Genomic DNA, 26,638 nt, shown 5'->3' with positions numbered 1-26,638 from the left:
AGGAAGGAGAGAAAGATGGTATTTACAGTTAAAGATGTCGCAAAAAAAGCAAAGGTCTCTCCTTCTACTGTTTCTCGTGTAATAAATGATCACCCTAGTATCTCTGATGATACAAAACAGAAAGTGCGAAAGATCATGGATGAGATGGGGTATTTTCCCAATATCACAGCTCGAAATCTTGGAAAACAACGGGCCAATTCTGTGGGGGTGATTTTACCGCCCCTTGACTCACGGGAACGGTTAGGCAACCCCTTCTATTTAGAAATATTGACTGCTGTAAATGAAACAGCCGCAGAATTCCAAGTGACAACAGCAGTCGCCTCTGCTGACAATAGCCAAACGTTATTAGAAAATGTCACGCGAATGCATCGGCAAAAACAGGTGGATGGCTTTATCCTCACCTATTCTGAAAAGAAAGATCCTGTGGCAGAGTATCTGTATAGCAATCAAGTTCCCTTCACATTGATTGGGCGTCCAGCAAAAAGAGAAGCTGACATCGTTTATGTTGATAATGACAATCAGCTATTAGGGAAGCAGGCTACGGAGCACTTAATTGAAAAAGGGCACAAAAATATCTTGTTCGTATCAAACGTGAATCAAGAAGTCATTTTCTTTGAACGTTATTTCGGTTATCAAGAGGCTATGATGCTGCAAGGGTTGCCTACTCATCCACCGTTGACGATGCTTCAGCCAGAAGATTACACAGATTTCCCTGAAGTCATCAAGGAAACGGGTGCGACAGCCTTAGTTGTTATCGATGATATCTTTGCTTTAAGAATGATCCAATTAGCAACACTGCATGGCTATAAAGTACCGGATGATCTATCCGTTATCAGCTTCAACAATTCAATATTTGCAACACTTGTTCACCCTTATCTGACAACGATTGATATCGATATTTCTGATCTTGGTCGTCTAGGAACACAAAAATTGATGGAACAAATTGACCAGAAACAATCTAGCGGCGTCCAACTAGTTGTACCGCATCATCTTATCCAACGAGAAACTGTTCGCACGATTTAAATTATCCTTAAATACGACCTGTCCAACTTGTGACAGGTCGTTATTTTTTATATACTAGCAAAAAATCAGAAGGAAAGTGGTATAGATGATTCTACTTTTAGGTATACTGCTGGTGCTCTTTCTGATCTATTGCCGTTACGTAACCTACCAATTGATCGAAAAGCACTTTCAACTCATAAGAAATGAACAATTGACAATTAAATCCGGAAAAAAAGTTGGCTTAACTATCGCGCAAATCAGCGACAGCCACTTCTCACCGTTTTATTCTCCCAAACGGTTTGATAATATTATCAATAAATTGAATCAGGCACAGCCTGATATTGTATTATTTACCGGTGATTTGATCGAAAACTATCGTTATTGGCAAACTCGCGATTGTACAGCCATTAGTCAACAACTAGCAAAAATTAATGCCCCAAAAGGAAAATTCGCAATTTTGGGAAACCATGATTATCGTTCCGATGGACAATCAGCGGTAGGTCAAATGCTGAAAGATGGCGGATTTGTCCTGTTGAAAAATCAGAGCTTACAAGTAGATCAACTTAGTCTGACAGGAATTGATGATGGGCAAGAAGGACATCCTGACTATCATACGCTTCCTAAAGAGGCAGACTTCTCTGTCTTAATGGTTCATGAACCTGATCAAGTCAGACACTTGCCTCAGCTCGATCGTTTCGATCTAATTTTATCTGGTCACAGTCATGGTGGACAGATTCGTTTTCCAATTAAACCTTATAAAAATTTTGGGTCGAAACTCTACGATCAGGGTATTTATATGCTGACACCTCAAACAGGGCTAGTCGTCAATACTGGATTGGGGACGACAGGACCCCCTTTACGCTTTAGAGTAACACCAGAAATCCTGTATTTCCATCTATAAAAAAGAGTTTGGAAGCTTTTCTACTCAAAAAGTCTTCCAAACTCTTTTTCATGCGCGAATTATTTGTTTAAGATACGGGATCATGATCGGCACCAAGGAAACAAAAACAATCAGCAGCATAATTAATGAAAAATGATCGCTGACAATCGGGATATTTCCTAAAAAGTAGCCGGCTACACTGACAACCGTTCCCCAGACAATCGCACCAAAAATATTGAAACTAGAAAACGTCCCCCAATTCATTTTACTCGAACCAGCAATAAACGGGATGAACGTACGTACAAATGGCATAAATCGTCCTAAGAAAATCGTCCACTTTCCTCGTTCATTAAAAAAGTTTTCAGCCTCTCGCACTTTGTCCTCTTTGATAAAACGAGATATCGGGCTATGATATAACGCCCTAACACCTAATGTATGACCAATCCAGTAATTCATCATATCTCCTAAAATCGCTGCAATCACACAAATCCCAATCACATAGGGTAGATGAAGAACGTTTCCTCCTAAAGCAGTTAATGCCCCTGCCGCAAATAAGAAAGAATCTCCAGGCAAGAATGGAAAAATAACGACACCTGTTTCAATAAAAACAATTGCAAATAAAATGGGGTAAATCCCAAGACCGTATTGATGAACTAAAGACACCATGTGCGCATCAATATGCAAAATAAAATCAACTAAAGCCATACATCCTACTCCTTCTGACATGTTTCCATTCTTATCATACGACTTTTTTAGAAAAAGGAAAGAAGGACCCATTGTTTTATAGAAAAAATAAAATTATACGGAAAATGGTATAATAGTAAAAAAGAGGAAAAGGAGTATTTTATGAGCGTTCTTTCTCACATGAAAAGCATGCAGAAGGAAATGTCTGCAGCCGAAAAAAAAATCTACTGCTTCATTCGTGATAACAGTGAAAAAGCCGCCAGCATGACAGCGAATGAAATCGCGGAAGCTTCGGGAGCCAGCGCGCCTACCGTTGTGCGCTTCTCAAAAAAAATGGGCTTTAATAGCCTAACTGATTTCAAGATTGAACTTTCTGCTGAAACGATGCAGGAACGTAGCAATAATACGTATAGTGATGTGGATCATGATGAATCCTTCCATAGCTTGAAAAATAAATTAGCAAGTAATGCTCGCTACACAATCGATGAGACGACCGCCTTGTTTAACGAAGAGGAATTTCTTGAAGCCTGCACATTACTTGAAGAAAAAGAATTTTGTTATGTCTTGGGAATCGGAGCATCTAATTTAGCAGCAACCGATATTGTTCAGAAATGGAGCCGCTTAGGAAAAAATATTATTAGTGAGCCGGATTATAACACGATCCTACCACAGCTTGTTTTACACCAAAAAGAAGCCGTTATTTGGTTGGTTTCAAATTCTGGCTTAACTTCTGAATTGATCGCATTAGCTGAGACCGCGAAAGATTTAGGCATTCCAATCATTACGTTGACTCAGTTTGGGCAAAACCCGTTGGCAAAACTTTCCGATGTTTGCCTTCAAACTTCTCGACCTACCGAAGCGACTTACCGAAGCGCTGCGACCGACTCGATTTTAGCACAATTTATTACAATCGATTTATTGTTCTATGTCTATATCAGCCGCAACAAGGAAAATGCGGAGAAAATTTATACGACCCGCGCGATTGTCCAAGAATATCGAAAAAAATATTTTTAAAAAGACCCTGAAAGGAGACAACTCCTTTCAGGGCCTTTTGCTTAATACTGTATCCAAATATTGACTGTTACCATCGACTCTTCTGTGATCTTTTCTTTTTTTCTAACCACCGCTTTAAGAGGAAGCAAATAAGTGTCCTGCTTCGTATCGAACCAAATAGCTGTTTGCCACTCTGTCTGCCCAATTTTTGCCGTCACTTTCATCCTTCCCCATCCCTCTTCTAAAGATTTGAATGCCTCTCGGATAGCTGACGAAAGATTTTTAGGAAGCGAGACCATCGTCCAACCAGTCATCTGAGGTGACGAAGAATAATAATAAACACTTGAGGAAAACTCATAATTGATCCCTTTATTATCCATATCTTCTCCTCCTAATCTATTTTAATTAATTGTAGCATAGAGTAATCGTTGGAAACTCTTAAAGTCTTATATTGCAAAAAAGAGCAGATCAAAAGGATCTGCTCAGTATACTCTTTATTTTGTCGTTGCCTTAAATACTTCTTCTGAAGCACTAACAGCACCAGTTTTTTCAAGTACATGCGTTTCTACATCATTCATATTAGTAATTAGTACCATCATAGATGTGCCTTTACCAGCCTCTTTAATTGCTGATAAGTCTACAGAAGCAAGCTGTGTTTCAGGTGTAACATTTTGCCCTTCTTTTACTAGCACTTCAAAAGGTTTCCCGTCAAGTTCTACCGTATTGATTCCCATATGAAGCAGAACTTCTAATCCACTAGCAGTTGTGATGCCAATCGCGTGTTTTGTTGGAAAAATAGTTGAGATTTTTCCAGCTACTGGAGTAAAAATCGCTCCATCTGTTGGCTCAACAAAGTAGCCTTCTCCCATCATTTTATCCGCAAAAACTGGATCCGCCGCTTCTTCTAGCGGATGAACAGAACCATTAGCAACTGAGGTGAAAACAGTTGTTTCATGTGCTGATACTGTTGTATTGTTTGCTGATTCTTTTGAGTCGATGATTGTTTCCTCAGCCAACTTTTGTTCTGCTAATTTATCTTTAGGGATACCAAAGAAGTACGTTGCAACAAACCCGCCAATATATGCAGCTAACAAGCCAAGCACATACCCCCACCAGCGTCCATCAGCAATTAATGGAATCAAGGCAACACCAGAAGGGCCAATAGCGATCGCACCAATGCCGCCTAATGCGCCAAGCACGCCACCACCGATACCACCGCCGATACACGCAGTAATAAATGGACGACCTAATGGCAATGTAACCCCATAGATCAATGGTTCACCGATACCTAAGATACCAACAGGCAGCGCTCCTTTGATCATTTCAGTCAATTCTTTGTCCTTACGAAGTTTCATCCATAATGCGAAAGCGGCACCCACTTGTCCAGCACCAGCCATTGCTAAGATTGGTAACAATAGTGTTTTACCTGTTTCCCCGATCATTTGAATATGAATCGGTGTCAAAATCTGATGCAAGCCAAACATAACCATCGGTAGGAACAATGCTCCTAAAACAAAGCCAGAGAACGCTCCACCTACTGATAATACCCAGTTGATTCCACCGACCATTCCATTAGAAATGAAACCTGCTAGCGGCATAATCAAGAAGATTTCCAGTAAGCCTATTACTAACAAGGAGAGCATTGGAGTGATAATAATATCTACCGCATCCGGAATAATTTGATGTAATTTCTTTTCAACGATTGATAGTAACCAAACGGCGAAGATAACACCGATAATCCCGCCTTGCCCAGCAGCTAAGGCATCACCAGTGAATAAATTTTTAATCGGCGCTTCCGGGTTCATTCCCGTTAACAATACCACCGCACCAATTACTCCACCAAGCGTCGGGTTAGCACCAAATACTTGTGCCGAATTTACTCCTGTAAAAATGACCAAATACGTAAACATTCCATTTTTTAAGATGTTCATTACATCGATGATTTGTTGCCAATTCGCTGCATCAATCGTGCCTGCAGTCACTAAGTTCGTTAGGATCGCTGCGATACCAGCGACTAATCCAGACCCAACGAATGCCGGGATCATCGGAACAAAAATATTTGAGATATCTTTTAAAATAGCTTTAAATGGGGAATTCTTTTGTTTCGCTTTTTGTGCGGCTTTCATTTCAGCAGCCTTAGCATTCACCTTGTCCTTCCCAGAACCGTGAGGTAATTCCTCTCCTAGACCAACTCCAGCGATATCCACCATTTCTTTCGCAACCTTGTTCACTTTACCGGGACCAATGATTACCTGAAGTTGTTCATCATCAACAACGCCAAGGACACCAGGGATACTCTTTAATTTTGCCTGATCGACTTTACTATCATCGCGAACACTCATGCGCACTCGCGTCATACAATGGACTACGCTCTGAACGTTCTCCATCCCACCGGCACCTTCATAGATCTCTTTAGCAATTTGATTTAAGCTTAATTCTTCTTTCGCCATAGTTCTTCCCTCCTAAATTGTCTTTTTAACAAATCCATCGGCTTGGATTAATTTTTCAGCTGCTTCGTCTTTCGTACTGTTCGTCAAAATCATCACGATTGCCAATTTAACATTTTGTTCAGCCTCTTCAAAGTAACGAGCGGCAGTTTCATAATCTGCGTCTGTGGCTTGCATGATAATTCGTTTTGAACGCTCAACAAGTTTTTCATTAGTTGGTTTTACATCCACCATTAAATTGTTATAAACTTTTCCAATTCCAATCATGCTGATAGTAGAGATCATATTCAGAATCAATTTTTGAGCTGTCCCTGACTTCAAACGAGTTGAACCGGTTAGGAACTCTGGTCCGCAATCAACTTCGATTGGCAGTGCCGCATGCTTGCTGATTTCGGCCCCTTTATTACATGAAATCGTTCCAGTTGCTGCACCGATCGAACGAGCATAATCCAATCCACCTATGACGTAAGGAGTACGGCCACTTGCTGCAATACCGATCACCATGTCATTTTCGTTTAATTTTAGATCTTTCAAATCTTGTGCACCTAATTCTGCATCATCCTCAGCGCCTTCCACCGCGACAGTCATCGCTTGTTCGCCACCTGCAATCAAACCAACCACCATTTCAGGTTCAACACCAAACGTTGGTACACATTCCGCAGCATCTAAAACACCTAAGCGGCCGCTTGTACCTGCGCCCATATAAATCAATCGCCCTCCATTTTTAAACGCGGTGATCGTTGCTTCGATAACTTTTTCAATTTGCGGCAATTGTTCTGCCACTGCATCCGGAACCTTATGGTCTTCTTGGTTCATTAGCTTAACTGCTTCTGCTACACTCATTTCATCTAAACCAAAAGTTGTTTCATTACGTCGTTCTGTTGTTAAGTTTTCTAAATTAATCATTCTTTCTCCACACTCTCTAAGCTAAATTTCTGTCCTGCTTTAATATGTTCTATCAAAGCTTGATCCTTTTTCGTTATTCGTCCAACGACATTTACCTTTTCATCTGCCGCTAGCTTTCGTTTTACTATTTGAATTTCCCCCATGTAACGCAAGTAGTTCGCATTATCAATGGTTACGCTCCCGACAGTTCGTTCTTGTGCCGGCAATGGGCGAACGTGAGGAATTTTCTTAAACCGAGCCTCCGCACTACGTACCACATCACGCGCCTCGTCTTGACGATTGATGTGATCTCCTAAGACGTACTCAATTTGCTCATCATATGCTTCGACACTTAGTTTTAAACTTTTTTCTTTAATATAGAAAGAAAATTGCTCCAGTACTTCTTCGGATAACCCACTGTCGCCGATATAAACTTTGTCGGTATCCTTTAATAGATCTAAAGCTGCTGCTAACGGGTGCATCCCACGATGTTCTTCCAGCGTCGGCAGTCCTTTGAATAGCGGGCCTCTAAATTTTTTATCTCCCGGAACAAATCCTTGAATTGTAAAACCCTGTGAACGCAACCAGAGATTTTTTGTATGATACCAATTTTTATCTAGCCCAGTTTCAGGTCGTGGATAATAATTGTGCCACGCTTCTAAATGATCGAAATCCGCTCCTGCTTTTCGTAATTCCTGAATGTCCATTTCCGTAATCGTTGATGCATTTAAAGCAATTGATATCTCTTGAGATAGTTCAGCAATCTGCTGGTTGCTGATATGATAATCCATCCGTAGTCCGGTAACACCAATCTCAATAAGTTCCTTTATTTGATGAAAAGAAAAACCGGCACGAGTCAAAGCATCACCTGAAATATCCACCATTAAATCTAATTGATATTTTTTGGCAATATCACCTAAATCAGTCAAGCGCTTTCGATAATGCGAGGCATCATCTTCAGGAATATGTAACGAAGTAAAAATACCTGAAAAACCTGTTTGTGCCATCTCTGCTATATATTGTTTTGTTTCATTGGTTAGGCTTTCATTTAGAAAAATTGAAAATCCAAACATGGGCTTCCTCCTATCTCATGGCAATCACTAGCATTTAAAGTAAAGAATTTTTCTAAGATACTCTCATTCTTATAAAAGTAAAAATTAAACGGTTCGTTAATGAAAACCATTTCAACTTTACGAGATGATTATAAACGCATCCACGACAAAATGCAACACTATTTCATAATTATTTTATTTTATATGAAATATCATTTCTTGCAAGAGCACATAACCCGCCTTTTTAGGCTTTTTTATGTATACTGTCTATGGAACTTGAAAGGGGAAATCTCACTATGAAAATCGCAATTGCTGGAGCGGGTGCAATGGGGAGTCGCATCGGATTAATGCTCCATCAAGCAAACAATGAGGTAATACTAATCGATCGCTGGCCGGATCATATTCAGGCTATACGTGAAAAAGGATTGATCGGAGAGTTTGAGGATCATGAAGTCGTCGCACATCTACCAATCTACTCACCAGAGGAAATCGTGGAAGATCATGCAAATGTTGACCTAGTTATCGCATTGACTAAATCTATGCAGCTTGAATCAATGTTTCAAGATATCCAACCGATTATTGGTAAGGATACTTTCGTCTTTTGTCTATTGAATGGGCTGGGTCACGAAGAGACACTATCAAAGTTCGTACCAAAAGAAAACATTATTTTTGGTACCACAACTTGGACTGCTGGACTTGCTGGACCGGGACACGCAAAATTAGTTGGCACTGGAAGTATAGAGATGGAGAATTTAGCCTCTGAAGGAAAGTCCTTCACATTGGAAGTGTTAAACGTCTTCCAAAAAGCTGGATTAAATCCTATTTATAGTACCAATGTTCGATATTCCATTTGGAAGAAAGCTTGTATTAATGGGACACTTAATGGTTTGTGTACAATCCTAGATTGCAACATCGCTGACTTCGGCGCATTAACCGGAGCCAAGAATTTAATTGAAACAATTGTTGAAGAATTTGCTTCAGTTGCCAAAATGGAAGGAATCGAATTGGATCAGCCGCAGGTTATTCGCGCTATTGAAGCAACTTATGATGTTAAAACTCAGGGATTGCATTTTCCATCAATGTATCAGGATTTGATCCGCAATCATCGAAAAACAGAAATTGACTATATCAATGGAGCTGTTTGGCAAAAAGGGAGAAAACATCAAATTGAAACACCTTACTGTGCCTTTTTAACCCAACTCATTCATGCAAAGGAAGAGTTATTGAATGCAAAATAAAAAAAGCGCCTAGGCGCTTTTTTTATTTACGGATGAATAATTACTTTCTTCCAATAAAGAATGAAACTACTGCAACAACAATAACTGCACCAATAATAGAAGGAACTAGTGCCATACCTGCTAAGCTAGGCCCCCATGAGCCAAGTAACGCTTGACCAATTGCAGAACCGACTAAACCAGCAACAATGTTTGCAATCCAGCCCATTGAACCGCCTTTTTTTGTAATTGCACCTGCAATCACACCGATTAATGCACCAATGATTAAAGTCCATAACCAACCCATTCTTCTCTCCCTCTTTCTATATAAAATAATTACATTATTATGTTACAAATAAGCTTCAAATTTTCCCATTAATCTGCTCAAAGATTGTCGGAAATTTTCTTTTTTAAAGCTAAAAACATTGAAATGAAGAGCTTTTTTGCCTATGATAGTCCAACTCCAAAAATTTCTCATAAAAAGAAAATCCTGAAGTAAAAAAACATCTTTTTACTAGTAAAAAAGAATTTTTATCTCACATGGTTAACAATTTTTGTTTTTTCTCTTTTTAATCATATAGTAAGAATTTTTTTATTAAAATAACAGAACACTAGCTGATTATAGTGATTTAGTGAAAAAGGAATGAAAAATTTTTCACTAAAATTGAATTGTCAGAACATTCTGCTATTATTGACAAATAATTATCAGAATATTTCAAATCTACAAATTATTCTCTCAATTTAGAAACGAGGCAGCTTTATGGAAAATAAATTACAAAAACAAATGACTTCACGCCACATTATGATGCTCGCGCTTGGCGGTGCAATCGGTGCGGGATTGTTCAAAGGAAGCGGTGAAGCAATCGGCATCGCCGGTCCTTCTGTCATCTTGGCCTTCTTACTTGGAGGCTTAGTACTCTTCATTGTAATGAATGGTTTAGGTCGCTTAGTTTTAAACAGCGACAATGTTCAAGGCTTATCTGGTATTATTAAACCCTTTCTTGGTGATCGTACAGCAGATTTTATTGACTGGTTATACTGGTCATTATGGATGGTTAATATTATTGCTGAGGCGGTAGCCGCCGCTAGTTTCATGCAATTATGGTTTCCCAACGTCCCTTCATGGATTTTCGTGTTGATCCTAGCGATACTTACGACAATGATTAATTTGTATTCCGTACGATTGTTTGCCGAGACTGAATACTGGCTAGCATTTATCAAAATAGCGGTCATTATCATTTTGATCGTCTTTAGCGCCTATCTAGTCGCGCATGAGGTCTTTAATATTGGCTTCGTTGATACGATTTCTCGTATGAATAGTCATGGAGGATTCACTCCTCATGGTCTTCATGGTTTAGTAAGTTCTCTTTTAGTTGTTATATATTCCTATGGCGGTTCTGAGTTGATCGCCATTACAGTGAGTGAAACGGAAGATCCAAAAACGGCGATTCCTAAAGCAATCAAAGGAGTTATGGGACGCATCATTTCATTTTATATCGTACCAATGACCTTACTGCTGATTATTTATCGTTGGGACACTTTATCAGCAACAACGGTTAGTCCGTTTGTCATGGTATTTCAAAAAATGCATATCCCTTTTGCAACTGATATCGTGAATTTTGTTATTGTGCTGGCATTGTTTTCTTCAATTAACTCTGGTGTGTATGCTTCATCCAGAACGTTATACTTCCGTGTTAAAGACAATGACGGTTTTACGTCTAAACTAGCAGCACTGAACAAACACCAAGTGCCACAAAGAGCCGTTTTATTTTGCACAGGCACACTTTATCTAGGCGTTATCCTTTCATATTTCTTAGGGAACAAGCTGTTTAATTATTTAGTGGGCTCGTTGTCCTATTCTGTTCTATTGACTTGGTTGTTGATTAGTGTAGCCGCCTTTGTATTAGCCTTAAAAAAAGGAACATGGTCAGAACGCTTCTTCAGCGGATTAGTCATTTTAGTTTTAGGATTGATCTTCATCGGAATCCTTATGAACAACCCAATCGTTGTAACACTTTTCACGGCCTGCATCTATTTAGTTATTCTATTCAGCTACCGTAAGAAACAAACCGATCCTATTTCAGAACAAATTTAAACGAGCAACGCATCAATCTACGGATGATTGATGCGTTTTTTCATGGAAAGCAAGCTTTACATTTGTGAGATTATCTTTTATACTATAAATGAGATGTAAAGCTTACTTTCCTTTTGGAGGTTACCAATGAAAAATCGACTAGAAGAAATTCGTAAAGAAAGAGGCATTAAACAGGAAGATTTAGCGACTGCTTTAGAAGTTTCACGACAAACAATCGGCTCTTTGGAAAACGACCGTTATAATCCATCCATTGTATTGGCATTTAAGATCGCCAAGTTTTTTGATATGACAATTGAGGATATTTTTATTTATGAGGAGGAGTAAAATGAAGAACAAAAAGGATCTACTTATTGCACTATTCGGAGTACTGTTGATTTTAGCAGGTTTTTATTTGATCAAAGCCATTGATAATCCTCAAAATGTCATGAGGTCATTGCCATACCTTTGCATCGGCATAGGCTGCGGATTATTTGGAAATGGCGTTGGCGAATTTATCAGTAAAAAATCAATGGAAAACGACCCACAACTGGCAAAGCAAATTGAAATTGATACTAAAGATGAACGGAATGTTATGATTGGTAATATGGCGAAAGCAAAAGGCTATGATATGATGCTTTATGTTTACTCTGCCCTGTTGCTCACATTTGCGCTAATGGGGATATCTTTCAATGTTCTCATCCCACTAGTTGTTGCCTATTTATTTGTCATTGGTTATTCTATTTATCATCGAGGGAAGATTGAGAAAGTACACTAAAAATAAAAAAGGCGATCCCAATAAACCAAACTTTATGAAGTTTGATCATTGTGGATCGCTTTTTTAATATTATTTTTCTTCGCTACCCATAAACTTAGCAACAAAAGCTGCAATGACTGCACCTAGAGTTGGTGCTAAAAGGTAAACCCAGTAATGTGATAGAGCACTACCGCCAGCAAAAAGTGCGGGCCCTAAACTACGTGCAGCATTCAATGAACCACCTGTCAAATTCAATGCAACGATAATCAAGAAAGCTAATGTAATCCCAATAGCTAACGGAGCCATTTGAGCGTTACCGTATTTCGCACTCGTTACCATCAAGATAACAAACACGAATAAGAAGGTGATCAATGTTTCTACACCAAAGGCTTGAGCTGCACTAATATTTGGAAAATCCGTTTGACCAAAACCGTCGCTAGGTAATTTTAGCGCATGAACATAACTATATAAAATTGCTGAAGCTACAATTGAACCTAACGCTTGGGCGATGATATAAAAAATACCATCCTTCACAGCTAAACGCTTGTTAATCATCATAGCGATAGATACGCCAGGATTGAAGTTCCCTCCAGAAATACCACCTACTGCATACGCCATGATTGTAATCGCCAATCCAAATGCTAACCCAATGGTTAATGCGCCGCCTTTAGCAATAACGACTGTACCAGTTCCAAGAAAAACAAGCATAAAGGTACCTATGAATTCTGCTAAATATTTTTTCATTTTCATTCCACATCCTTTACAAAATAGTTGAGAGTTTAGTTTATTTAACTCTTTATTTTTTGTAAAGCAATAAGTAATCCGTCTTATTTTCTTCTCTTTTTCACTAAATCCCAAAAATATTTTTTATAATAAAGAACGTTATTTCACTGATAGTTCTTGTACTTACATTTCATTACATAAATTGTTGAAAAGAAAAACCCCTCAAAATTTGAGGAGTTTCTAAACTATACCAATACTACTTCTACATCGATGTTACCACGAGTGGCTTTTGAGTATGGGCAGAATTCATGAGCTTCTTCTACAATTTTTTGCGCTTCTTCTTTTTCAACACCTGGCAATGAAGTTTCTAAGATCACTCCGATTTGATAACCGCCATCATCAAGCTGATATAAAGAAACTCTTGCTTTTACTTCCGCATCAGATTCAATATTATGCTCTTTTAACATATGATGAACTGCGCCATTGAAACATGAAGCGTAACCCGCTGCAAACAATTGTTCTGGGTTCGTTCCTTCTGCATGAATTGAAGGTGGTTCGATCTTCATTTTCATGCTTCCGTTCGGCGCTTGTACATCACCCGTACGTCCGCCATGGTTGATCATCGCTGTTTCATACATTTTCTTCAAATTCAATCAGTCCTTTTCTACTTCTTGATTAATAGTCTACGCGTTATTCATTATCTATACAAAGATATTGCTCATTAAATAAAATCTTTTGACTTCTTATATCGAATTTCATCCACTTTCAAGCAGTTTGTGCAAACGATTACAAATTCATGTTTTTTTGCTATAATCTAGTATGAAGGGGGGATTGTCTTTGAAAAAAATTTTTGTAGCATTTTTAGTTACAGCTTTCTTGCTAGTTGGATGTTCTCGTGATTCATCGCAACAAACGAACGAATCCTCAAGTAGTGATCCAGTTTCTGAAGAAAGTTCAACATCGATTAGCCAAGAATCATCCAGTATTGATCAGACGTCTGAATCATCTGCATCCAAACATTCAACAAATCATTCAACAGTCTCTGAGTCCACTTCCTCAACGGCACAGCAAACAGTTGACACTGTATCCAGCAGTGAATTTGGCGGTTACGCAACCTTTTACTTCACTGGTATGAATGTTCCGGATTCGATCAATATAAATACTAATACAAATCAGGTCACTTTTAACGTGGATACGCCTAGTGAAGCAGTTTACAATTTGACAATGCAAAATAATCCTGTTAAATCGATTCGTGTTTTTTCAGCAAATACAAATGATATTAGAACCGTTAAAGTAAGTACTACCTTGACTGTTGGGCAACAGCAGTCTGGTGCCATCAATTCAAATAATCAATCTGGAGTTTTGTATCTGTTTCATAATAAACAAGGCGGGCTATCTTTAGCCACTCCGAATTATGCGGGAAATGTAACTGAAGAACAAAGTGATGTTATGATCGAGGTTTTACAATAAAGTAAATAATAGAATTCATCCGGGCCCAACTTATCGGCTCGGATTTTTTGACTTCTAAACAAAAAAACAGGGATCTGAATTCAGATCCCTGTCGTAATAATCAATAGTGATTATTTTAATGTTACAGATGCGCCAACTTCTTCTAAAGCAGCTTTAAGTGCTTCAGCGTCTTCTTTAGATACATCTTCTTTAACTGGTGCAGGAGCGCCATCAACTACAGCTTTAGCTTCTTTCAAGCCAAGACCAGTTGCTTCACGAACTGCTTTGATAACTTTAACTTTTTGGTCACCTACAGCTGTTAATTCAACTGTAAATTCAGTTTGTTCTTCAGCAGCGCCAGCAGCAGCTCCGCCAGCAACAGCAGCTACAGGAGCAGCAGCAGTTACGCCAAATTCGTCTTCGATAGCTTTAACTAAGTCGTTTAATTCTAAGATTGTCGCGCCTTTAAGTTCTTCGACAATGTTTTCAATGTTCAATGCCATTTTAAATTTCCTCCGTTTAGGTAAGTTTTTTTGTTTTATATTTTATGCAGCGATTAAGCTACTTCTTCTTCTTTTTCTGCGACTGCTTTCACAGCGTAAGCCACGTTGCGGACTGGCGCTTGAAGGACAGATAATAGCATAGAAAGAAGTCCATCGCGGTTCGGTAGTTTTGCAAGAGCAGTAATTTCTTCGATAGAAGCTACTTTTCCTTCAATAATCCCGCCTTTGATTTCTAGTTTGTCAGCTGTTTTAGCGAATTCATCGATAATTTTAGCTGGGGCAACTACATCCTCATTACTAAATGCAACAGCAGTAGGTCCTGAGAATACTTCTTCTAATCCGTTCAAACCAGCTTTTTCAGCTGCACGAACCAAGATAGAATTTTTGATAACTTTCATTTCAACGTTAGCGTCGCGTAATTGTTTACGTAATTCAGTCACTTGTTCTACTGTTAAACCACGGTAATCAACGATAACGGCTGAAGCTGCTGCGCTGAATTTTTCAGTGACTTCATCAACGATAGCGGCTTTTTTAGCGATTGCTACTTCACTCATTATATATTTCACCTCCTGATTTTGATGGAAGAGCATTTTTTGCTGAAAGCAAAAAAATACCCTATGCCACCGTAGACATAGAGGGACTATTGAATGTTCTCAATAAACGTCCTCGGTAGGAAATTAAGACTTGCGTCACCTACTGTCTTCGGTACAGTTAATATTTAACCTTGACTAACTTACCATAGATAAGCTAGTCAGGTCAAGCTTTTTCTAAAATTAATTAGATAGCAGTTTGTTCAACATGGATACCAGGTCCAAATGTTGTAGTCATTGAAATGTTTTTGATGTATTGACCTTTAGCAGTCGCAGGTTTTGCTTTCACTAAAGTTTCGTTGATTGTGTTAAAGTTTTCAATCAATTTCGCATCGTCGAATGATACTTTACCGATTGGCACATGAACGTTACCAGCTTTATCAACACGGTAAGTTACTTTACCAGCTTTAACTTCTTCAACAGCTTTTGTAACATCCATTGTTACAGTACCAGTTTTAGGGTTAGGCATTAAACCTTTTGGTCCAAGCACACGACCTAATTTACCAACTGTAGCCATCATGTCAGGTGTCGCTACAACAACGTCAAAGTCGAACCATCCACCTTGGATTTTTGCAACCATGTCGTCATCACCAACGAAATCAGCGCCGGCAGCTTCTGCTTCTTTTGCTTTTTCGCCTTTAGCGAATACTAAAACAGTTTGAGTTTTACCAGTTCCGTTTGGAAGCACAACTGCTCCACGGATTTGTTGGTCCGCTTTTTTAGGGTCTACGTTCAATTTGTAAGCAACTTCAACCGTTGCGTCAAATTTCGCGAAGTTAATTTCTTTTGCTAGTGCTACTGCTTCCGCAACTGGGTAAGCTTTAGTAGTATCAACTTTTTTTAATGCATCTTGCATTTTTTTGCTCTTTTTAGCCATTTTGTTTCCTCCTTGATGTGGTTATAACGGTAGAACCTCCCACGTGTTCCGTATCTTTAGATAGGGAGCCAACTGAGAAGCTACTTTCTTGGGTTCATCGAAAATTATTCGACAGTGATACCCATGCTTCGTGCAGTTCCTTCAACCATGCGCATTGCTGACTCAACGTTAGCTGCGTTTAGGTCTTGCATTTTCAATTCAGCGATTTCTTTTACTTGATCGCTAGTAACTTTTGCAACTTTGTTTTTGTTTGGTTCGCCAGAACCTTTTTCAATTTTCGCTGCTTTTTTCAACAATACTGCAGCTGGCGGTGTTTTTGTGATAAATGTAAATGAACGGTCTTCATATACAGAGATCACAACTGGAATGATCAAACCTGCTTGATCAGCTGTACGAGCATTGAATTCTTTTGTGAATCCCATGATGTTGATACCCGCTTGACCTAGTGCAGGACCTACTGGGGGAGCTGGTGTTGCTTTCCCTGCAGGAATTTGCAGTTTAACTAATTTTTCTACTTTCTTTGCCACGAGACATACCTCCTTGAGTCCGTGATGTGGTTAATTGGAGATCAAAATTTCTCCTCCCACTTAAAACAGTGTGCACAAGACACACTTTGGTATCATAGCAGATTATTTATTTGAATGCAAGACTGATTTCTTACTGTTGCAATTTTTTGACAATAATAAAACGCTTCACAATCTCTTTAACTACTATGAGAATAACAAAATAAATTATTAATCTTACTATTTTCAGAAAGCGTATATGTTACACTATGGTCGACTTGATGAGGATTTTCATCGGATAAACTAGGGAGGTTTAAAATAATGGAAGTATTAAAATATCGAAGTGTTTTTGACATTATTGGTCCGGTAATGGTTGGACCAAGTAGTTCTCATACTGCTGGCGCTGCGCGAATCGGAAAAGTTTGCCGAATGATTTTTGGTGAACGCCCAGATTCAGTTGAATTCGACTTATTTGAATCATTTGCTAAAACATATCGCGGACATGGAACAGATATCGCCTTAGTCGGCGGCATTTTAGGAATGGAACCAGACGATCCTCGTTTATCCGATTCATTGAAAATCGCTCATGAACAAGGAATGGAAGTTCTCTTTGTCCCCAAAAAAGAAATCGCTGATCATCCAAATACTGTCACCTTACGTATGATTAAGGGGGATCTTGAAATGTCTGTAACAGGTGTTTCGATCGGCGGCGGAAATATCCAGATCACCGAAATGAATGGCTACAGCATTTCACTTGGCATGGGAAATCCAACGTATATCATTATCAATAAGGATGTTCCTGGTTTGCTCTCACGTGTCTCTACAATTTTCATGAAGCATGGCTTGAATATTGGTAAAGTAACGATGACTCGCAAAACCAGAGGCGAAAACGGGATCGTACTATTAGAAATCGACGACACCCCTGATGATCCAGAAGGCTTAAGACAAGAAATCAAACGTGAAGACGATGTCTTAAGCGTGACCTATTTTAAATAGCTTTTATTAGATGTGAATACTCATTTTTACTATTGATTATATGGATAGGTATTATTAAGGAGGAATTGTCATGTTTTACTCGATCCAAGAGCTTGTGGAACAAGCAAAGGATTATTCAAGCGTCGGTGAATTGATGATCGCGACTGAAATGGAATTAACTGATCGTACACGTGAAGAAATCATTGCGTTGATGGAACGCAATTTAGAAGTAATGGAAAGTTCTATTGAAGAAGGCATCCAAGGGGTGACCTCTGTAACAAAAATCACTGGTGGCGATGCCAAACGTATGAATGAGTACATTGAGAGCGGCAAATTTATGAGCGGTGAAACTATCTTGAAGGCTGTCCGGAATGGGATTGCCGTCAACGAAGTCAACGCGAAAATGGGGCTCGTATGCGCCACCCCTACTGCAGGCAGCGCCGGTGTCTTGCCTGGTGTTCTGATGGCGGCACGTGAAAAATTAAATTTATCCCATGAGGAACAAATTGATTTTCTGTTCACAGCAGGTGCTTTTGGATTAGTCATGGCGAACAATGCCTCTATTTCCGGTGCTGAAGGCGGTTGTCAAGCAGAAGTCGGTTCTGCCAGCGCAATGTCAGCCGCTGCTTTAGTTACTGCAAATGGCGGAACCCCGGAAATGGCGGCAAACGCATTAGCAATTACTTTGAAAAATGTCATGGGGCTCATCTGTGATCCTGTGGCGGGCTTAGTGGAAGTGCCTTGTGTGAAGCGAAACGCGATGGGGGCTTCTCAAGCATTTATTTCAGCCGATATGGCATTAGCAGGAATTCGCAGTGTCATTCCACCGGATGAAGTTGTTGAGGCGATGTACAAAGTTGGGCGAGCAATGCCTCAAATCTTCAAGGAAACTGCCGAAGGCGGCGTAGCGACAACGCCAACAGGCTTGCGTTTACAACGCCAAGTCTTTGGTGAACCTGAAAAAGCGACTGTTTAAATCCAGCAAAAAGCAGCTGACATGAAAATCAGCTGCTTTTTCTTATTTCATCAGACCTTCATGGATTTTTTCCAAATTCCATTTCATCATGCCATAGTAGCTATCTCCTGTTTCTCCCTTTTTCGCTAGGGAATCAGTAAATAGATCACTATAAATCGGCAGATCAACTTCTTTGGCTAAACGTTCCATACTACGCTTATCAACACTTGTCTCCACAAATAATGAGGGAACTTTTGACGCTCTCACCTTCTCAACGATTTGTTTCATTTGTTCAGGTGTTCCTTGACTTTCTGTGTTGATCTCCCAAATATATGCAGCAGTCAGCCCATAGGCTTTAGAAAAGTATTTAAAGGCTCCTTCACTGGTAACCAACAGATTTTTCTCTGCTGGAATATCCGCAAATGCTTCTTTTGCCCGGCTATCTAACTCTTCCAGCTTTTTAATATAGTTATCAGCATTTTTCTTATAGGCTTCTTGATGCTCTGGATCTTTTTCACTTAAAACCGTTTCAATCTGCTTCACGTATAAAATACCATTCGAAATATCCAGCCATGCATGGGGATCTTCCTGTTTGCTGTTTCCAGTTAAATGAATGGGTTCAACCTCTTTACTCACTGCAAAATAATCTTCATTCTCTTTTTTCTTAGCTGTCTCCATCAGCTTGTCAAACCAGCCATTTCCGGTTTCTAGGTTTAGACCATTAAAAAAAACAACATCTGCTTCACTAGCTTTTTTGATGTCTTCAGGCAGTGGTTCATACTCATGAGGGTCTGTCCCTACTGGAACAATGCTGTGCACCTTCACTTCATCTCCGGCAACTTCTTTCACCATATCCGCAATAATCGAATTTGTGGCAACAACCTCTAACTTTTTTGATTCATCTTTGGCCGTTGTATTACTTCCTTTTGTTCCACAGCCTGCAAGCATTAATAAACCTATGATTCCCGCGAAAACTACTTTTTTATATTTCATTCACTTTCTTCCTTTCATAATTTGTAATCGTCCGAAATTTAAATTTGACTCTACTTTCCGCTTGGAAATGCCGTACGTGCATCCTTTCGCAATTGTTGAATCAATCCTTTAGAAGGTGAAAACAGGAAGGACGCAATAAAGAATACCGCCGCTGTTAATACAATCGTTGCACCAGAGGGAAGGTTGTAACTATAGCTGAAATACAAACCGATGATCGCGCTCATGACGCCAAAAAGGGTTGATAGTCCAACCATCACGGATAGTTTGTTGGTCAACTGATAGGCCGTCGCTGCTGGTGTAATCAGCATAGCGATAACTAAAATTGTCCCCACCGTTTGCAATGAAGTCACGGCTACTAATGTCAGCAGGAACATCAAACCATAATTAATCAGACTGATATTCCAGCCGTAGGATTGTGCCATCGTTGGCGCAAAGGAGGTCAATTTTAATTGTTTATAAAATAGCAAGACCGCTAACAGAACCACCGCCATGACGACAGCCGTCAAGTGCATATCCGAATCACGAACTGCCAGAACATTCCCAAAGAGAATGTGGTACAAATCGGTGGCGCTTCGAGCAAAAGAAATCAAAATGATTCCAAGAGCAAAGAATGAACTGAAGACAATTCCAATTGCCGTATCATTTTTCAATCGGCTGTGTTTACCGACAAAACCGATTAACGCGGCTGAAAATAGTCCAAAAAATGTCGCGCCGATAATATAGCTGCTCCCCAACATGTATGAAATCGCTACTCCTGGCAGCACCGCATGAGAGATCGCATCCCCCATTAATGACATTCCACGTAAAATGATGAACGAACCGATCACTCCCGCGGATATTCCTACCATAATCGAAGTGATCAATGCATTCTGTAAAAACTGATACTCAATTAATCCTTGAAAAAAATCATGTAGCAAAGTCAGCGCCTCCAATCTTTAACATCTGCGTAATTTCATTTCCATACGTCTTTTCCATATTTTTTGTTGTATACGTTTGATCAACAGGACCAGCGGCTATCAACCCTTTATTCAACAAAATAACTTCGTCGAAATAATCCGTGACCTTGTGCAAATCATGATGAACAATGACAATTGATTTTCCTTCATCACGCAGTTTCTTCAATAACTCGATAATAATTTTTTCACTTGTCGCATCGATACCGGCAAAAGGTTCGTCCAGTAAAATCCATTCTGCTTGCTGTGCCAATGCCCGCGCGATGAATACACGTTGAAGTTGACCGCCTGACAGCTCGCTGATTTGGCGGTCAGCGAACTTAGTTAAGCCGACTTTTTCAAGACATTCCAATGCAAATGCTTTCTCTTTTTTCCCAGGTCGCTGAAACATTTTTAAACGAGGATATGTACCAAACAGTACTACCCCAAACACATCTATCGGAAAACTCAAATCAATATCTTGCCGCTGCTCGACATAAGCAATTTTTTGTCTCTGTTTACTTAACGGCTCTTCACCATAAAATATCCTTCCTGATTGTGTTTTTATAAGCTGCAGTATCCCTTTCATCAAGGTGGATTTTCCCGCACCGTTAGGACCAACGATGCCCGTTAGTTTTCCAGCAGACAACTGAAGGCTTACCTGCTGCAAGGCGATTTTCCCACGGTAAGCAACGGATAAATCTTCTACGCGAATCGTTTTCATAGATACCCTCTCTTTTCCAATTTTAGGCTAACCTAAACTTTTAGTTAATCATAAACTAAAAAGAAAGCGTAAGCAAGAAAAACGCAAAAAAAAGCTTTACCAAGAAATTCTTTTTCTCGGTAAAGCCTATATATACTAGTTATTTTGCATCATTTAGACGCGTATTTTTTACTTCATCAATCGTTTTTGTTCCTGCAAGCTGCATCGTGATTGATAATTCTTTGTTTAAATGTTCGAACACAGAGGTTACTCCTTCAGCACCTCCAAGATTTAACCCATAAATTACTGGGCGACCAATGGCAACTAAATCAGCACCACTAGCAAGGGCCTTGAAGACATGCTCACCGCGACGTACACCACTATCGAAAACGATTGGCACTCGTTTGTTTACAACGCCTGCAATTAATGGCAATACATCGAAGGATGCTGGTCCACCATCTAATTGACGGCCGCCGTGATTTGAAATCCAAATACCGTCCGCACCAACTGCAATTGCTACTTCAGCATCTTCTGGGGATTGAATGCCTTTGACGAAAACAGGTAAGTTCGTCAAGTCTTTGATTTTCTTAATATCTTCAGGAACTAATCCTTGTTTTGCTGCCGCATAAATTTCTGCGATTCCTTTGCCTTCACCGTCACCGCTGGCACTTTTTGCGCTATATGCTGCTAGGTTAGGCATTGGTAGAGGAAATTGGAAATTATTAATAATATCTTCTTCACGGTATCCACCAAGTGTAGAATCCGCCGTTAATATAATTGCTTTCGCTCCTGCTTGAACAGCTTTTTCTAAAATGAATTCGTTAAAGCCGTCATCTTTACTCATATATAATTGGAAAAATTGTGGCGCATCTGGTGCAGCTGCAGCCGCATCTTCAATTGTTGTATTGGCATAAGTGCTGATTGAAAAGATTGAACCAGCTGCCGCAACACCTTTAGCGGTATCTGCTTCCCCTTTTTCATGAGCCAAACCTTGTGCAGCAGATGGCGCTTGGATAATTGGTGTTGCCAAATCAATATCCCAAAGTTTCGTATGAAGATCCGCATGATCAATTCCACGTAATACTCTTGGCATGATCGTTTTATTATTAAATGAAGAAGTGTTTTCTTTCATTGTCCATTCGTCTTCAGAACCACCGCGAATATAGCCGAAAGCACCTTTTTCCATGCGTTCTTTTACGCGACCTTCTAATGAGGCAATATTTATAATGTCAATTGGATGTTCTTCGTTACTTGCTTGATAAGTCATGATAACTCCTTCTTTCTTTTGAATACATGAGTTATCATAATACTCTTACAAAAAGTAAGCAAGCAACTTGTCTTCCTATTTCCATAAAAATTCTGAAACAACTTTATCAACGCCAGCATTCTCATGCAATTGACTATGTTGAGCATTTGGTCCAGTAAAAATCTGATAGCTAACTGGATTACCATGAGCTTTCAGTAAAGAATAGGTTGCTAATGCGCTAGTTAATGGTACCGTCCCATCTGAAGTCTCATTCTCGCTCAATTTTCCGGCCAACAATAATATTGGCAATGAACTTGGCACATGACTGATTCCGTTACTGTAATCCACATACCGACTAGCTTGCGGAGAAGGACCATTGTTCAGTAAATCATCGATGGACTGATTCTCTGCCGTATCGTTAAAATCATTGAAGGGCGCTCCAATAGAAACAAACTTATCAATCTTCGCTGCATCCGTCGGTTGTCCATACGTCGTTAAATAGCGCAAAGAACTTACGCCCCCCATCGAGTGCCCCACTAAATTGACCTGATCGATTCCTTGCTGCTTCAAGTATCTTAAAACACTATAGATCCATTCAGTTTGATTCCATTCATTGTCCTTGTTAGCGGCAAACAACACTTGGATACTCGGGTTATTTTTTTTATGGCTTAATTGTCCATCAACGTTTAAGGAACCGTCTGACTGGACAGTAATCAGCATTTCTCTTTTCGTTTCTCCTTCATTAGATAAACGCTGAATCATTCCGCCAAAGGAATTGATCGTCCCGCCATACCCGTGAATAAAGACAGTCGGTACTGTGCTTTTAACAACGTCCTTCTCATGAACGGTCGCTGTAGCTTGCGATTTCCCCGTCTTTTCTGTTTGCTTTGTTTCACCAGAACCGCAACCGACAAGCACCAAAATTGTCGCCGCAGCAACTAAACTGAGTAATATTTTTTTCAACCTTATAGCTCCATTTCCGTTTCTAGATTAAAGTAATGGCCATCACTTTTCGTTTCTTATCTTCTACTATAGGCACATCTTGTCGTTATCTCAATAAAAAGAGTCAAAAGTTTAAGAACCTTGTCCGTGAGTTTAATTATTGTCAAAAAAAGCCGAGACCTCTTGTCTCAGCTTAATTTGCTAGTTAAATTTTATCGATTTGGTCGAAGTCTAACTCGGTACTCGTTTCACGACCGAACATATCAATGTTAGCTTTGATTTTATCGCGCTCTTCATCAATCTCAGTAATAACACCTTCCAGTCCAGCAAAGGCTCCTTCGATGATTTTTACTGTTTCGCCTACTTCTACTTCAAGATCGTGCTGGCGAGTACTCATACCTAACGAGCGTAGGATATGATTGATTTCCTCAGGCATCAATGGCGCTGGCTTACTTCCGGCACCGTGTGAACCGACGAAGCCAGTTACACCTGGTGTATTACGAACCACATACCAAGAATCATCCGTCATGACCATTTCTACTAACACGTATCCAGGGAAAGTCTTATGGACGATTTCTTTTTCTTTACCGCCTTTAACTTCTGTTTCTGTTTCTTCTGGGACAACTACACGGAAAATATAGTCTTCCATCCGCATACTTTGTGCACGTGATTCTAAGTTTGCTTTTACTTTGTTCTCATAGCCGGAATAAGTATGCAGCACATACCATTGTTTTTCAAAAGATTCCATTTTCGCCATCGGCTCCTCGTTCTAAAATAAAAAAACCTCAGTAGTACCAAGGTTTTTTCTCTCAAACAGTATAACATGCTTTTTTTGAATTGGCTACTAGCGAATGATCAAATTGATCAATGCTTGAATCGCTGTATCCATGATGAAAAACATCAAAGCAAAAATGATTGCTGTTTCGATTACAACAAGCGAATCATGACGTAATTGTTTTTTTGAAGGCCATGAAACAAGTTTCATTTCCTCTCTAACACTGCGTAAAAAGTTCAATTGATTATCCTCCTAGTCAATTAATTATTTGGTTTCTTTATGTATCGTATACTGATTACAATGTTTACAAAACTTATTGATCTCTAAACGCTCCCCGCGTTTGCCTTCACTCACTGATTTTGTGTAGTTCCTTGAACCACAAACCGTGCAGGCCAGAGCCGCTTTCTTTGTTGCCATAGCGATCTACTCCTAATTCTTATTATTGGACTGCCATCCTAATTCTTATTAATAGATTCATTTTTCTGTAGAAATGAGTCTGATTTTCATGCCTTATTTTTTAAATATTTACTATTACAGATGGAAACTCGCAAAGTCACAGATTAACATTATCATCTATCTTTTTTTCTGTCAATCTTTCATTAAGAGCCGTGCCCCTTCAATTTGAATTGTTTCTAAAATGAATTTCTTTCTCTAGTAGAATATGATAATATGATGAAAGAATGAATAGCTTTATTGGAGGGTTATTGGATGTTATTAAAAAGTCTCGTTTATCCGAAAGATAATTTGACGACGATCAATGAATCAACGACATTGCAAGAGGCGCTGGATATCTTAGAAAGCACCGGTTTCCGTTGTGTACCGATTCTAGATGAGAGCAATCAAATTTTCCGAGGCAATATCTACAAGATGCACATTTACCGGCACAAAGCAAATGGCGGCGACATGGATTTACCAGTCACTCATTTGCTGAAAAACGCAACAAAATTTATCTCCTTAGATACTTCCTTTTTTAAAATCTTTTTTACGATTAAAGAATTGCCATATATTACTGTTTTAGATGAGGATCACCATTTTTATGGTATCTTGACCCACAGTACATTATTGAACATGCTTTCCCAATCCTGGAATATTCAAACTGGCAGCTATGTCATCACTGTTGTTTCTACAGGAAAACGCGGTGATTTAGCAGCGATGTCTAAGATTATCTCTAAGTTTACGACCATCGCCAGCTGTATTACGCTTGATGTTGGTCAAGAATTTAAAGGACGTCGGACCTTGTTCACCTTGCCCGCTGGGGTCGACGAAAATAAACTAAATCATATCATTGATCATCTGGAACGAAAACACTTTGAGATTCAAGAAGTAGAATCTTTAACGATGCAAGACTAGATTAATTAAAAATGGTGACCCTAGTTTTAGGATCACCATTTTTTATATTTGCTTTGCAAAATGCAAACGGTTATTCAAATAATACATAATCGGTGCTGAAACAGTCATAATGATTGCTTCACTTAAGGCAGTCCAGCCGTAAGTTGGCCAAAAAGGCCATTGAGCGGTCAAATTCAGCATCAATGCAATGAGAAACATACTTGCACTAAAGAACAGAACGTTTAATGCTAAGCGGATCTTCGTATTCTTTACGACATTCTGTAAAATTGCCGTTAAAGATAAAGCCAATAACGTTTGCCCTCCTCCGAAGACCACATCGAGCCAGCCCATACCAAAAATCGCATTATAGACGACGACTCCGCCAAAGATTCCCCATAGATATTTTCGATTAAATACGACCAAGTGATTCAAGCTTTCTGAGATACGAAACTGAATCGCGCCAGATGCTACCGGCGAAACTAAAACCGTCAGAGCCAAATAAAGCGCCATAATGATGCCATTCGTCACCACGACATTGACTCGCTTTCTTTCTACCATATTCATAATTTTCCTTCTTTCTCCGAGTTTTTTTAAAGCGGGATGGTTGATGAACCGCTGTAAACCTTATACAGCATACGTTGTTTCAGAATGTAAGTCAACTCTCGATTTTTATCGAAGGGCTTTACATTGAATTTTTCAAGCTTCCGATGATACACTCTTCATAGAAATGGCGTTTAAGTAGGAGGGGATTCATCATGATCGGTATAGACAGTGAATTAGAACAGCTGTATTTGCAGGCAGAAAAAGAAGGGCAAGCAATTATTAAGGAACGCTGGACTCCTGGAAATTACGGTTGCTGCAGCACTCGTGCCCCATTAGTAGAAAAATATAAAATCGAAAACACGGAGAATCAATTGCTCTTTTCAATATGGGGAACGCTCGTCGTTACATTTGATAAGAATATGCAAACGATAACTGTTAACAACGACTATCTCTCTTCAAACTACGAGAAAAAAATCATTGATTGGTTTATTCAGAAAGCCAAGAAAAACTAAAAAATAGCAGATTTCTTTCCCTTTTCCTTGTGAATAGGGATTTTTTCATTGTCTTGATTAATGAAAAATGATTCAATTTTCTACAGTTCCTTTCGTTACTCTG

Annotated in this window: 33 protein-coding genes and 1 other annotated feature; of the genes, 12 read left to right on the top strand and 21 right to left on the bottom strand. The window is 39.3% G+C overall.

The genetic code is table 11. The features are described 5' to 3' along the window. Positions 1 to 15 precede the first annotated feature (15 nt). A complete protein-coding gene (locus tag IGI50_RS05245) occupies positions 16 to 1,023 on the top strand; it encodes a LacI family DNA-binding transcriptional regulator (RefSeq protein ID WP_010746451.1) in 1,008 nt (335 codons plus the stop codon). An 85-nt stretch (positions 1,024 to 1,108) separates the two neighbouring features. Beyond that, positions 1,109 to 1,903 carry a metallophosphoesterase gene (locus IGI50_RS05240; protein ID WP_438776375.1) on the top strand — a complete coding sequence of 265 codons (795 nt, stop codon included), beginning with the start codon at positions 1,109 to 1,111 and terminating at the stop codon, positions 1,901 to 1,903. 48 nt (positions 1,904 to 1,951) lie between these two features. Here the strand turns inward: IGI50_RS05240 and IGI50_RS05235 are convergent, their stop codons facing one another. Beyond that, complete coding sequence (locus IGI50_RS05235; RefSeq protein WP_438776374.1) at positions 1,952 to 2,587, bottom strand: VTT domain-containing protein; 636 nt, start codon at positions 2,585 to 2,587, stop codon at positions 1,952 to 1,954. Between the two features lie 141 nt (positions 2,588 to 2,728). Here IGI50_RS05235 and IGI50_RS05230 point away from each other — a divergent pair, with 141 nt between their 5' ends. Next, a complete protein-coding gene (locus tag IGI50_RS05230) occupies positions 2,729 to 3,580 on the top strand; it encodes a MurR/RpiR family transcriptional regulator (RefSeq protein WP_010746454.1) in 852 nt (283 codons plus the stop codon). A 41-nt stretch (positions 3,581 to 3,621) separates the two neighbouring features. Here the strand turns inward: IGI50_RS05230 and IGI50_RS05225 are convergent, their stop codons facing one another. The 4 genes from IGI50_RS05225 to IGI50_RS05210 form a co-directional block, all read right to left on the bottom strand. Next, positions 3,622 to 3,939: a DUF1905 domain-containing protein gene (locus IGI50_RS05225; protein WP_438776373.1), complete on the bottom strand. Its 318-nt coding sequence runs from the start codon at positions 3,937 to 3,939 to the stop codon at positions 3,622 to 3,624. Positions 3,940 to 4,053: 114 nt separating this feature from the next. Beyond that, on the bottom strand, positions 4,054 to 6,009 hold the full coding sequence (locus tag IGI50_RS05220; RefSeq protein ID WP_438776372.1) for a glucose PTS transporter subunit IIA: 1,956 nt from the start codon (positions 6,007 to 6,009) through the stop codon (positions 4,054 to 4,056). 12 nt (positions 6,010 to 6,021) lie between these two features. After that, positions 6,022 to 6,912 (bottom strand): N-acetylmuramic acid 6-phosphate etherase, encoded by an 891-nt coding sequence (murQ, locus tag IGI50_RS05215; protein ID WP_438776371.1) that lies wholly within the window; start codon positions 6,910 to 6,912, stop codon positions 6,022 to 6,024. Continuing rightward, positions 6,909 to 7,964 (bottom strand): DUF871 domain-containing protein, encoded by a 1,056-nt coding sequence (locus IGI50_RS05210; protein WP_438776370.1) that lies wholly within the window; start codon positions 7,962 to 7,964, stop codon positions 6,909 to 6,911. Before IGI50_RS05210 ends, murQ begins: the two co-directional genes overlap by 4 nt. 275 nt (positions 7,965 to 8,239) lie before the next feature. On the opposite strand from IGI50_RS05210, the gene IGI50_RS05205 reads away from it, so the two are divergent. Further along, positions 8,240 to 9,181: a 2-dehydropantoate 2-reductase gene (locus IGI50_RS05205; protein WP_218256993.1), complete on the top strand. Its 942-nt coding sequence runs from the start codon at positions 8,240 to 8,242 to the stop codon at positions 9,179 to 9,181. A gap of 40 nt (positions 9,182 to 9,221) precedes the next feature. Here IGI50_RS05205 and IGI50_RS05200 read toward each other — a convergent pair whose 3' ends face one another. Beyond that, on the bottom strand, positions 9,222 to 9,464 hold the full coding sequence (locus tag IGI50_RS05200; RefSeq protein ID WP_010746460.1) for a GlsB/YeaQ/YmgE family stress response membrane protein: 243 nt from the start codon (positions 9,462 to 9,464) through the stop codon (positions 9,222 to 9,224). A 453-nt stretch (positions 9,465 to 9,917) separates the two neighbouring features. Between IGI50_RS05200 and IGI50_RS05195 the strand changes: the two genes are divergently transcribed. The 3 genes from IGI50_RS05195 (at position 9,918) to IGI50_RS05185 (ending at position 12,006) form a co-directional block, all read left to right on the top strand. Beyond that, entirely contained in the window at positions 9,918 to 11,252 is a 1,335-nt protein-coding gene (locus IGI50_RS05195; protein WP_438776369.1) for an amino acid permease, read from the top strand. A gap of 126 nt (positions 11,253 to 11,378) precedes the next feature. Then, the gene (locus tag IGI50_RS05190; protein WP_010746462.1) at positions 11,379 to 11,576 is read left to right on the top strand and encodes a helix-turn-helix transcriptional regulator; all 198 of its coding nucleotides are present in this window, start codon (positions 11,379 to 11,381) and stop codon (positions 11,574 to 11,576) included. A gap of 1 nt (position 11,577) precedes the next feature. After that, complete coding sequence (locus tag IGI50_RS05185; RefSeq protein ID WP_438776368.1) at positions 11,578 to 12,006, top strand: hypothetical protein; 429 nt, start codon at positions 11,578 to 11,580, stop codon at positions 12,004 to 12,006. A 69-nt stretch (positions 12,007 to 12,075) separates the two neighbouring features. On the opposite strand, the gene IGI50_RS05180 is transcribed toward IGI50_RS05185, so the two are convergent. Both IGI50_RS05180 and IGI50_RS05175 read right to left on the bottom strand, forming a co-directional pair. Continuing rightward, complete coding sequence (locus IGI50_RS05180; protein WP_438776367.1) at positions 12,076 to 12,729, bottom strand: MIP/aquaporin family protein; 654 nt, start codon at positions 12,727 to 12,729, stop codon at positions 12,076 to 12,078. Between the two features lie 224 nt (positions 12,730 to 12,953). After that, entirely contained in the window at positions 12,954 to 13,355 is a 402-nt protein-coding gene (locus IGI50_RS05175; RefSeq protein WP_010746465.1) for an organic hydroperoxide resistance protein, read from the bottom strand. A gap of 190 nt (positions 13,356 to 13,545) precedes the next feature. On the opposite strand from IGI50_RS05175, the gene IGI50_RS05170 reads away from it, so the two are divergent. Next, complete coding sequence (locus IGI50_RS05170; protein WP_438776366.1) at positions 13,546 to 14,178, top strand: hypothetical protein; 633 nt, start codon at positions 13,546 to 13,548, stop codon at positions 14,176 to 14,178. Positions 14,179 to 14,288: 110 nt separating this feature from the next. On the opposite strand, the gene rplL is transcribed toward IGI50_RS05170, so the two are convergent. The 4 genes from rplL to rplK all read right to left on the bottom strand — a co-directional run bounded on the left by rplL (position 14,289) and on the right by rplK (position 16,654). Continuing rightward, complete coding sequence (gene rplL / locus IGI50_RS05165) at positions 14,289 to 14,660, bottom strand: 50S ribosomal protein L7/L12 (protein ID WP_010746467.1); 372 nt, start codon at positions 14,658 to 14,660, stop codon at positions 14,289 to 14,291. A gap of 53 nt (positions 14,661 to 14,713) precedes the next feature. Then, entirely contained in the window at positions 14,714 to 15,214 is a 501-nt protein-coding gene (gene rplJ, locus IGI50_RS05160) for a 50S ribosomal protein L10 (protein ID WP_010746468.1), read from the bottom strand. A gap of 43 nt (positions 15,215 to 15,257) precedes the next feature. Next, positions 15,258 to 15,384: a sequence feature (ribosomal protein L10 leader region), on the bottom strand. A 53-nt stretch (positions 15,385 to 15,437) separates the two neighbouring features. Beyond that, positions 15,438 to 16,127 (bottom strand): 50S ribosomal protein L1, encoded by a 690-nt coding sequence (rplA, locus tag IGI50_RS05155; protein WP_010746469.1) that lies wholly within the window; start codon positions 16,125 to 16,127, stop codon positions 15,438 to 15,440. Between the two features lie 104 nt (positions 16,128 to 16,231). Then, positions 16,232 to 16,654 (bottom strand): 50S ribosomal protein L11, encoded by a 423-nt coding sequence (gene rplK, locus IGI50_RS05150; RefSeq protein WP_010739820.1) that lies wholly within the window; start codon positions 16,652 to 16,654, stop codon positions 16,232 to 16,234. A 297-nt stretch (positions 16,655 to 16,951) separates the two neighbouring features. Between rplK and sdaAB the strand changes: the two genes are divergently transcribed. Then, positions 16,952 to 17,626 carry an L-serine ammonia-lyase, iron-sulfur-dependent subunit beta gene (sdaAB, locus tag IGI50_RS05145; RefSeq protein ID WP_438776365.1) on the top strand — a complete coding sequence of 225 codons (675 nt, stop codon included), beginning with the start codon at positions 16,952 to 16,954 and terminating at the stop codon, positions 17,624 to 17,626. Between the two features lie 70 nt (positions 17,627 to 17,696). Further along, entirely contained in the window at positions 17,697 to 18,581 is an 885-nt protein-coding gene (sdaAA, locus tag IGI50_RS05140; protein WP_010746471.1) for an L-serine ammonia-lyase, iron-sulfur-dependent, subunit alpha, read from the top strand. A 42-nt stretch (positions 18,582 to 18,623) separates the two neighbouring features. Here sdaAA and IGI50_RS05135 read toward each other — a convergent pair whose 3' ends face one another. The 8 genes from IGI50_RS05135 to rpmG form a co-directional block, all read right to left on the bottom strand. Next, the gene (locus IGI50_RS05135) at positions 18,624 to 19,553 is read right to left on the bottom strand and encodes a metal ABC transporter substrate-binding protein (protein ID WP_438776364.1); all 930 of its coding nucleotides are present in this window, start codon (positions 19,551 to 19,553) and stop codon (positions 18,624 to 18,626) included. A 50-nt stretch (positions 19,554 to 19,603) separates the two neighbouring features. Then, positions 19,604 to 20,470, bottom strand: a complete 867-nt coding sequence (locus IGI50_RS05130) for a metal ABC transporter permease (RefSeq protein WP_218256979.1) — start codon at positions 20,468 to 20,470, stop codon at positions 19,604 to 19,606. Continuing rightward, on the bottom strand, positions 20,460 to 21,209 hold the full coding sequence (locus IGI50_RS05125) for a metal ABC transporter ATP-binding protein (RefSeq protein ID WP_438776363.1): 750 nt from the start codon (positions 21,207 to 21,209) through the stop codon (positions 20,460 to 20,462). Before IGI50_RS05125 ends, IGI50_RS05130 begins: the two co-directional genes overlap by 11 nt. A 139-nt stretch (positions 21,210 to 21,348) precedes the next feature. Further along, on the bottom strand, positions 21,349 to 22,455 hold the full coding sequence (locus tag IGI50_RS05120; RefSeq protein ID WP_438776362.1) for a lactate oxidase: 1,107 nt from the start codon (positions 22,453 to 22,455) through the stop codon (positions 21,349 to 21,351). A 75-nt stretch (positions 22,456 to 22,530) separates the two neighbouring features. Further along, entirely contained in the window at positions 22,531 to 23,397 is an 867-nt protein-coding gene (locus IGI50_RS05115; RefSeq protein WP_438776361.1) for an alpha/beta fold hydrolase, read from the bottom strand. A 184-nt stretch (positions 23,398 to 23,581) separates the two neighbouring features. After that, entirely contained in the window at positions 23,582 to 24,124 is a 543-nt protein-coding gene (nusG, locus tag IGI50_RS05110; protein ID WP_028020861.1) for a transcription termination/antitermination protein NusG, read from the bottom strand. A gap of 96 nt (positions 24,125 to 24,220) precedes the next feature. Next, positions 24,221 to 24,391, bottom strand: coding sequence for a preprotein translocase subunit SecE (gene secE / locus IGI50_RS05105; RefSeq protein ID WP_010746478.1), 171 nt, complete (start codon positions 24,389 to 24,391; stop codon positions 24,221 to 24,223). Between the two features lie 24 nt (positions 24,392 to 24,415). Beyond that, a complete protein-coding gene (gene rpmG / locus IGI50_RS05100; RefSeq protein ID WP_010739830.1) occupies positions 24,416 to 24,568 on the bottom strand; it encodes a 50S ribosomal protein L33 in 153 nt (50 codons plus the stop codon). Between the two features lie 291 nt (positions 24,569 to 24,859). On the opposite strand from rpmG, the gene cbpA reads away from it, so the two are divergent. Continuing rightward, positions 24,860 to 25,501 carry a cyclic di-AMP binding protein CbpA gene (gene cbpA / locus IGI50_RS05095; RefSeq protein ID WP_438776360.1) on the top strand — a complete coding sequence of 214 codons (642 nt, stop codon included), beginning with the start codon at positions 24,860 to 24,862 and terminating at the stop codon, positions 25,499 to 25,501. 42 nt (positions 25,502 to 25,543) lie between these two features. Here the strand turns inward: cbpA and IGI50_RS05090 are convergent, their stop codons facing one another. After that, a complete protein-coding gene (locus IGI50_RS05090) occupies positions 25,544 to 26,047 on the bottom strand; it encodes a QueT transporter family protein (protein WP_376713210.1) in 504 nt (167 codons plus the stop codon). 188 nt (positions 26,048 to 26,235) lie between these two features. On the opposite strand from IGI50_RS05090, the gene IGI50_RS05085 reads away from it, so the two are divergent. Next, positions 26,236 to 26,535, top strand: a complete 300-nt coding sequence (locus tag IGI50_RS05085) for a hypothetical protein (RefSeq protein ID WP_438776359.1) — start codon at positions 26,236 to 26,238, stop codon at positions 26,533 to 26,535. The last annotated feature ends 103 nt before the right edge of the window (positions 26,536 to 26,638 follow it).

This window comes from Enterococcus sp. DIV0170 (genome assembly GCF_051710765.1).
Classification (GTDB): domain Bacteria; phylum Bacillota; class Bacilli; order Lactobacillales; family Enterococcaceae; genus Enterococcus_A; species Enterococcus_A raffinosus.
This window is presented reverse-complemented; position numbering and strand designations above follow the sequence as displayed.

Bases quoted from the DNA above. Each gene is read 5' to 3' on its own strand.
- IGI50_RS05245 (WP_010746451.1), top strand. From the start codon at position 16: ATGGTATTTACAGTTAAAGATGTCGCAAAAAAAGCAAAGGTCTCTCCT.
- IGI50_RS05240 (WP_438776375.1), top strand. From the start codon at position 1,109: ATGATTCTACTTTTAGGTATACTGCTGGTGCTCTTTCTGATCTATTGC.
- IGI50_RS05235 (WP_438776374.1), bottom strand. From the start codon at position 2,587: ATGGCTTTAGTTGATTTTATTTTGCATATTGATGCGCACATGGTGTCT.
- IGI50_RS05230 (WP_010746454.1), top strand. From the start codon at position 2,729: ATGAGCGTTCTTTCTCACATGAAAAGCATGCAGAAGGAAATGTCTGCA.
- IGI50_RS05225 (WP_438776373.1), bottom strand. From the start codon at position 3,939: ATGGATAATAAAGGGATCAATTATGAGTTTTCCTCAAGTGTTTATTAT.
- IGI50_RS05220 (WP_438776372.1), bottom strand. From the start codon at position 6,009: ATGGCGAAAGAAGAATTAAGCTTAAATCAAATTGCTAAAGAGATCTAT.
- murQ (WP_438776371.1), bottom strand. From the start codon at position 6,912: ATGATTAATTTAGAAAACTTAACAACAGAACGACGTAATGAAACAACT.
- IGI50_RS05210 (WP_438776370.1), bottom strand. From the start codon at position 7,964: ATGTTTGGATTTTCAATTTTTCTAAATGAAAGCCTAACCAATGAAACA.
- IGI50_RS05205 (WP_218256993.1), top strand. From the start codon at position 8,240: ATGAAAATCGCAATTGCTGGAGCGGGTGCAATGGGGAGTCGCATCGGA.
- IGI50_RS05200 (WP_010746460.1), bottom strand. From the start codon at position 9,464: ATGGGTTGGTTATGGACTTTAATCATTGGTGCATTAATCGGTGTGATT.
- IGI50_RS05195 (WP_438776369.1), top strand. From the start codon at position 9,918: ATGGAAAATAAATTACAAAAACAAATGACTTCACGCCACATTATGATG.
- IGI50_RS05190 (WP_010746462.1), top strand. From the start codon at position 11,379: ATGAAAAATCGACTAGAAGAAATTCGTAAAGAAAGAGGCATTAAACAG.
- IGI50_RS05185 (WP_438776368.1), top strand. From the start codon at position 11,578: ATGAAGAACAAAAAGGATCTACTTATTGCACTATTCGGAGTACTGTTG.
- IGI50_RS05180 (WP_438776367.1), bottom strand. From the start codon at position 12,729: ATGAAAAAATATTTAGCAGAATTCATAGGTACCTTTATGCTTGTTTTT.
- rplL (WP_010746467.1), bottom strand. From the start codon at position 14,660: ATGGCATTGAACATTGAAAACATTGTCGAAGAACTTAAAGGCGCGACA.
- rplJ (WP_010746468.1), bottom strand. From the start codon at position 15,214: ATGAGTGAAGTAGCAATCGCTAAAAAAGCCGCTATCGTTGATGAAGTC.
- rplA (WP_010746469.1), bottom strand. From the start codon at position 16,127: ATGGCTAAAAAGAGCAAAAAAATGCAAGATGCATTAAAAAAAGTTGAT.
- sdaAB (WP_438776365.1), top strand. From the start codon at position 16,952: ATGGAAGTATTAAAATATCGAAGTGTTTTTGACATTATTGGTCCGGTA.
- sdaAA (WP_010746471.1), top strand. From the start codon at position 17,697: ATGTTTTACTCGATCCAAGAGCTTGTGGAACAAGCAAAGGATTATTCA.
- IGI50_RS05135 (WP_438776364.1), bottom strand. From the start codon at position 19,553: ATGAAATATAAAAAAGTAGTTTTCGCGGGAATCATAGGTTTATTAATG.
- IGI50_RS05125 (WP_438776363.1), bottom strand. From the start codon at position 21,209: ATGAAAACGATTCGCGTAGAAGATTTATCCGTTGCTTACCGTGGGAAA.
- IGI50_RS05120 (WP_438776362.1), bottom strand. From the start codon at position 22,455: ATGACTTATCAAGCAAGTAACGAAGAACATCCAATTGACATTATAAAT.
- nusG (WP_028020861.1), bottom strand. From the start codon at position 24,124: ATGGAATCTTTTGAAAAACAATGGTATGTGCTGCATACTTATTCCGGC.
- rpmG (WP_010739830.1), bottom strand. From the start codon at position 24,568: ATGGCAACAAAGAAAGCGGCTCTGGCCTGCACGGTTTGTGGTTCAAGG.
- cbpA (WP_438776360.1), top strand. From the start codon at position 24,860: ATGTTATTAAAAAGTCTCGTTTATCCGAAAGATAATTTGACGACGATC.
- IGI50_RS05085 (WP_438776359.1), top strand. From the start codon at position 26,236: ATGATCGGTATAGACAGTGAATTAGAACAGCTGTATTTGCAGGCAGAA.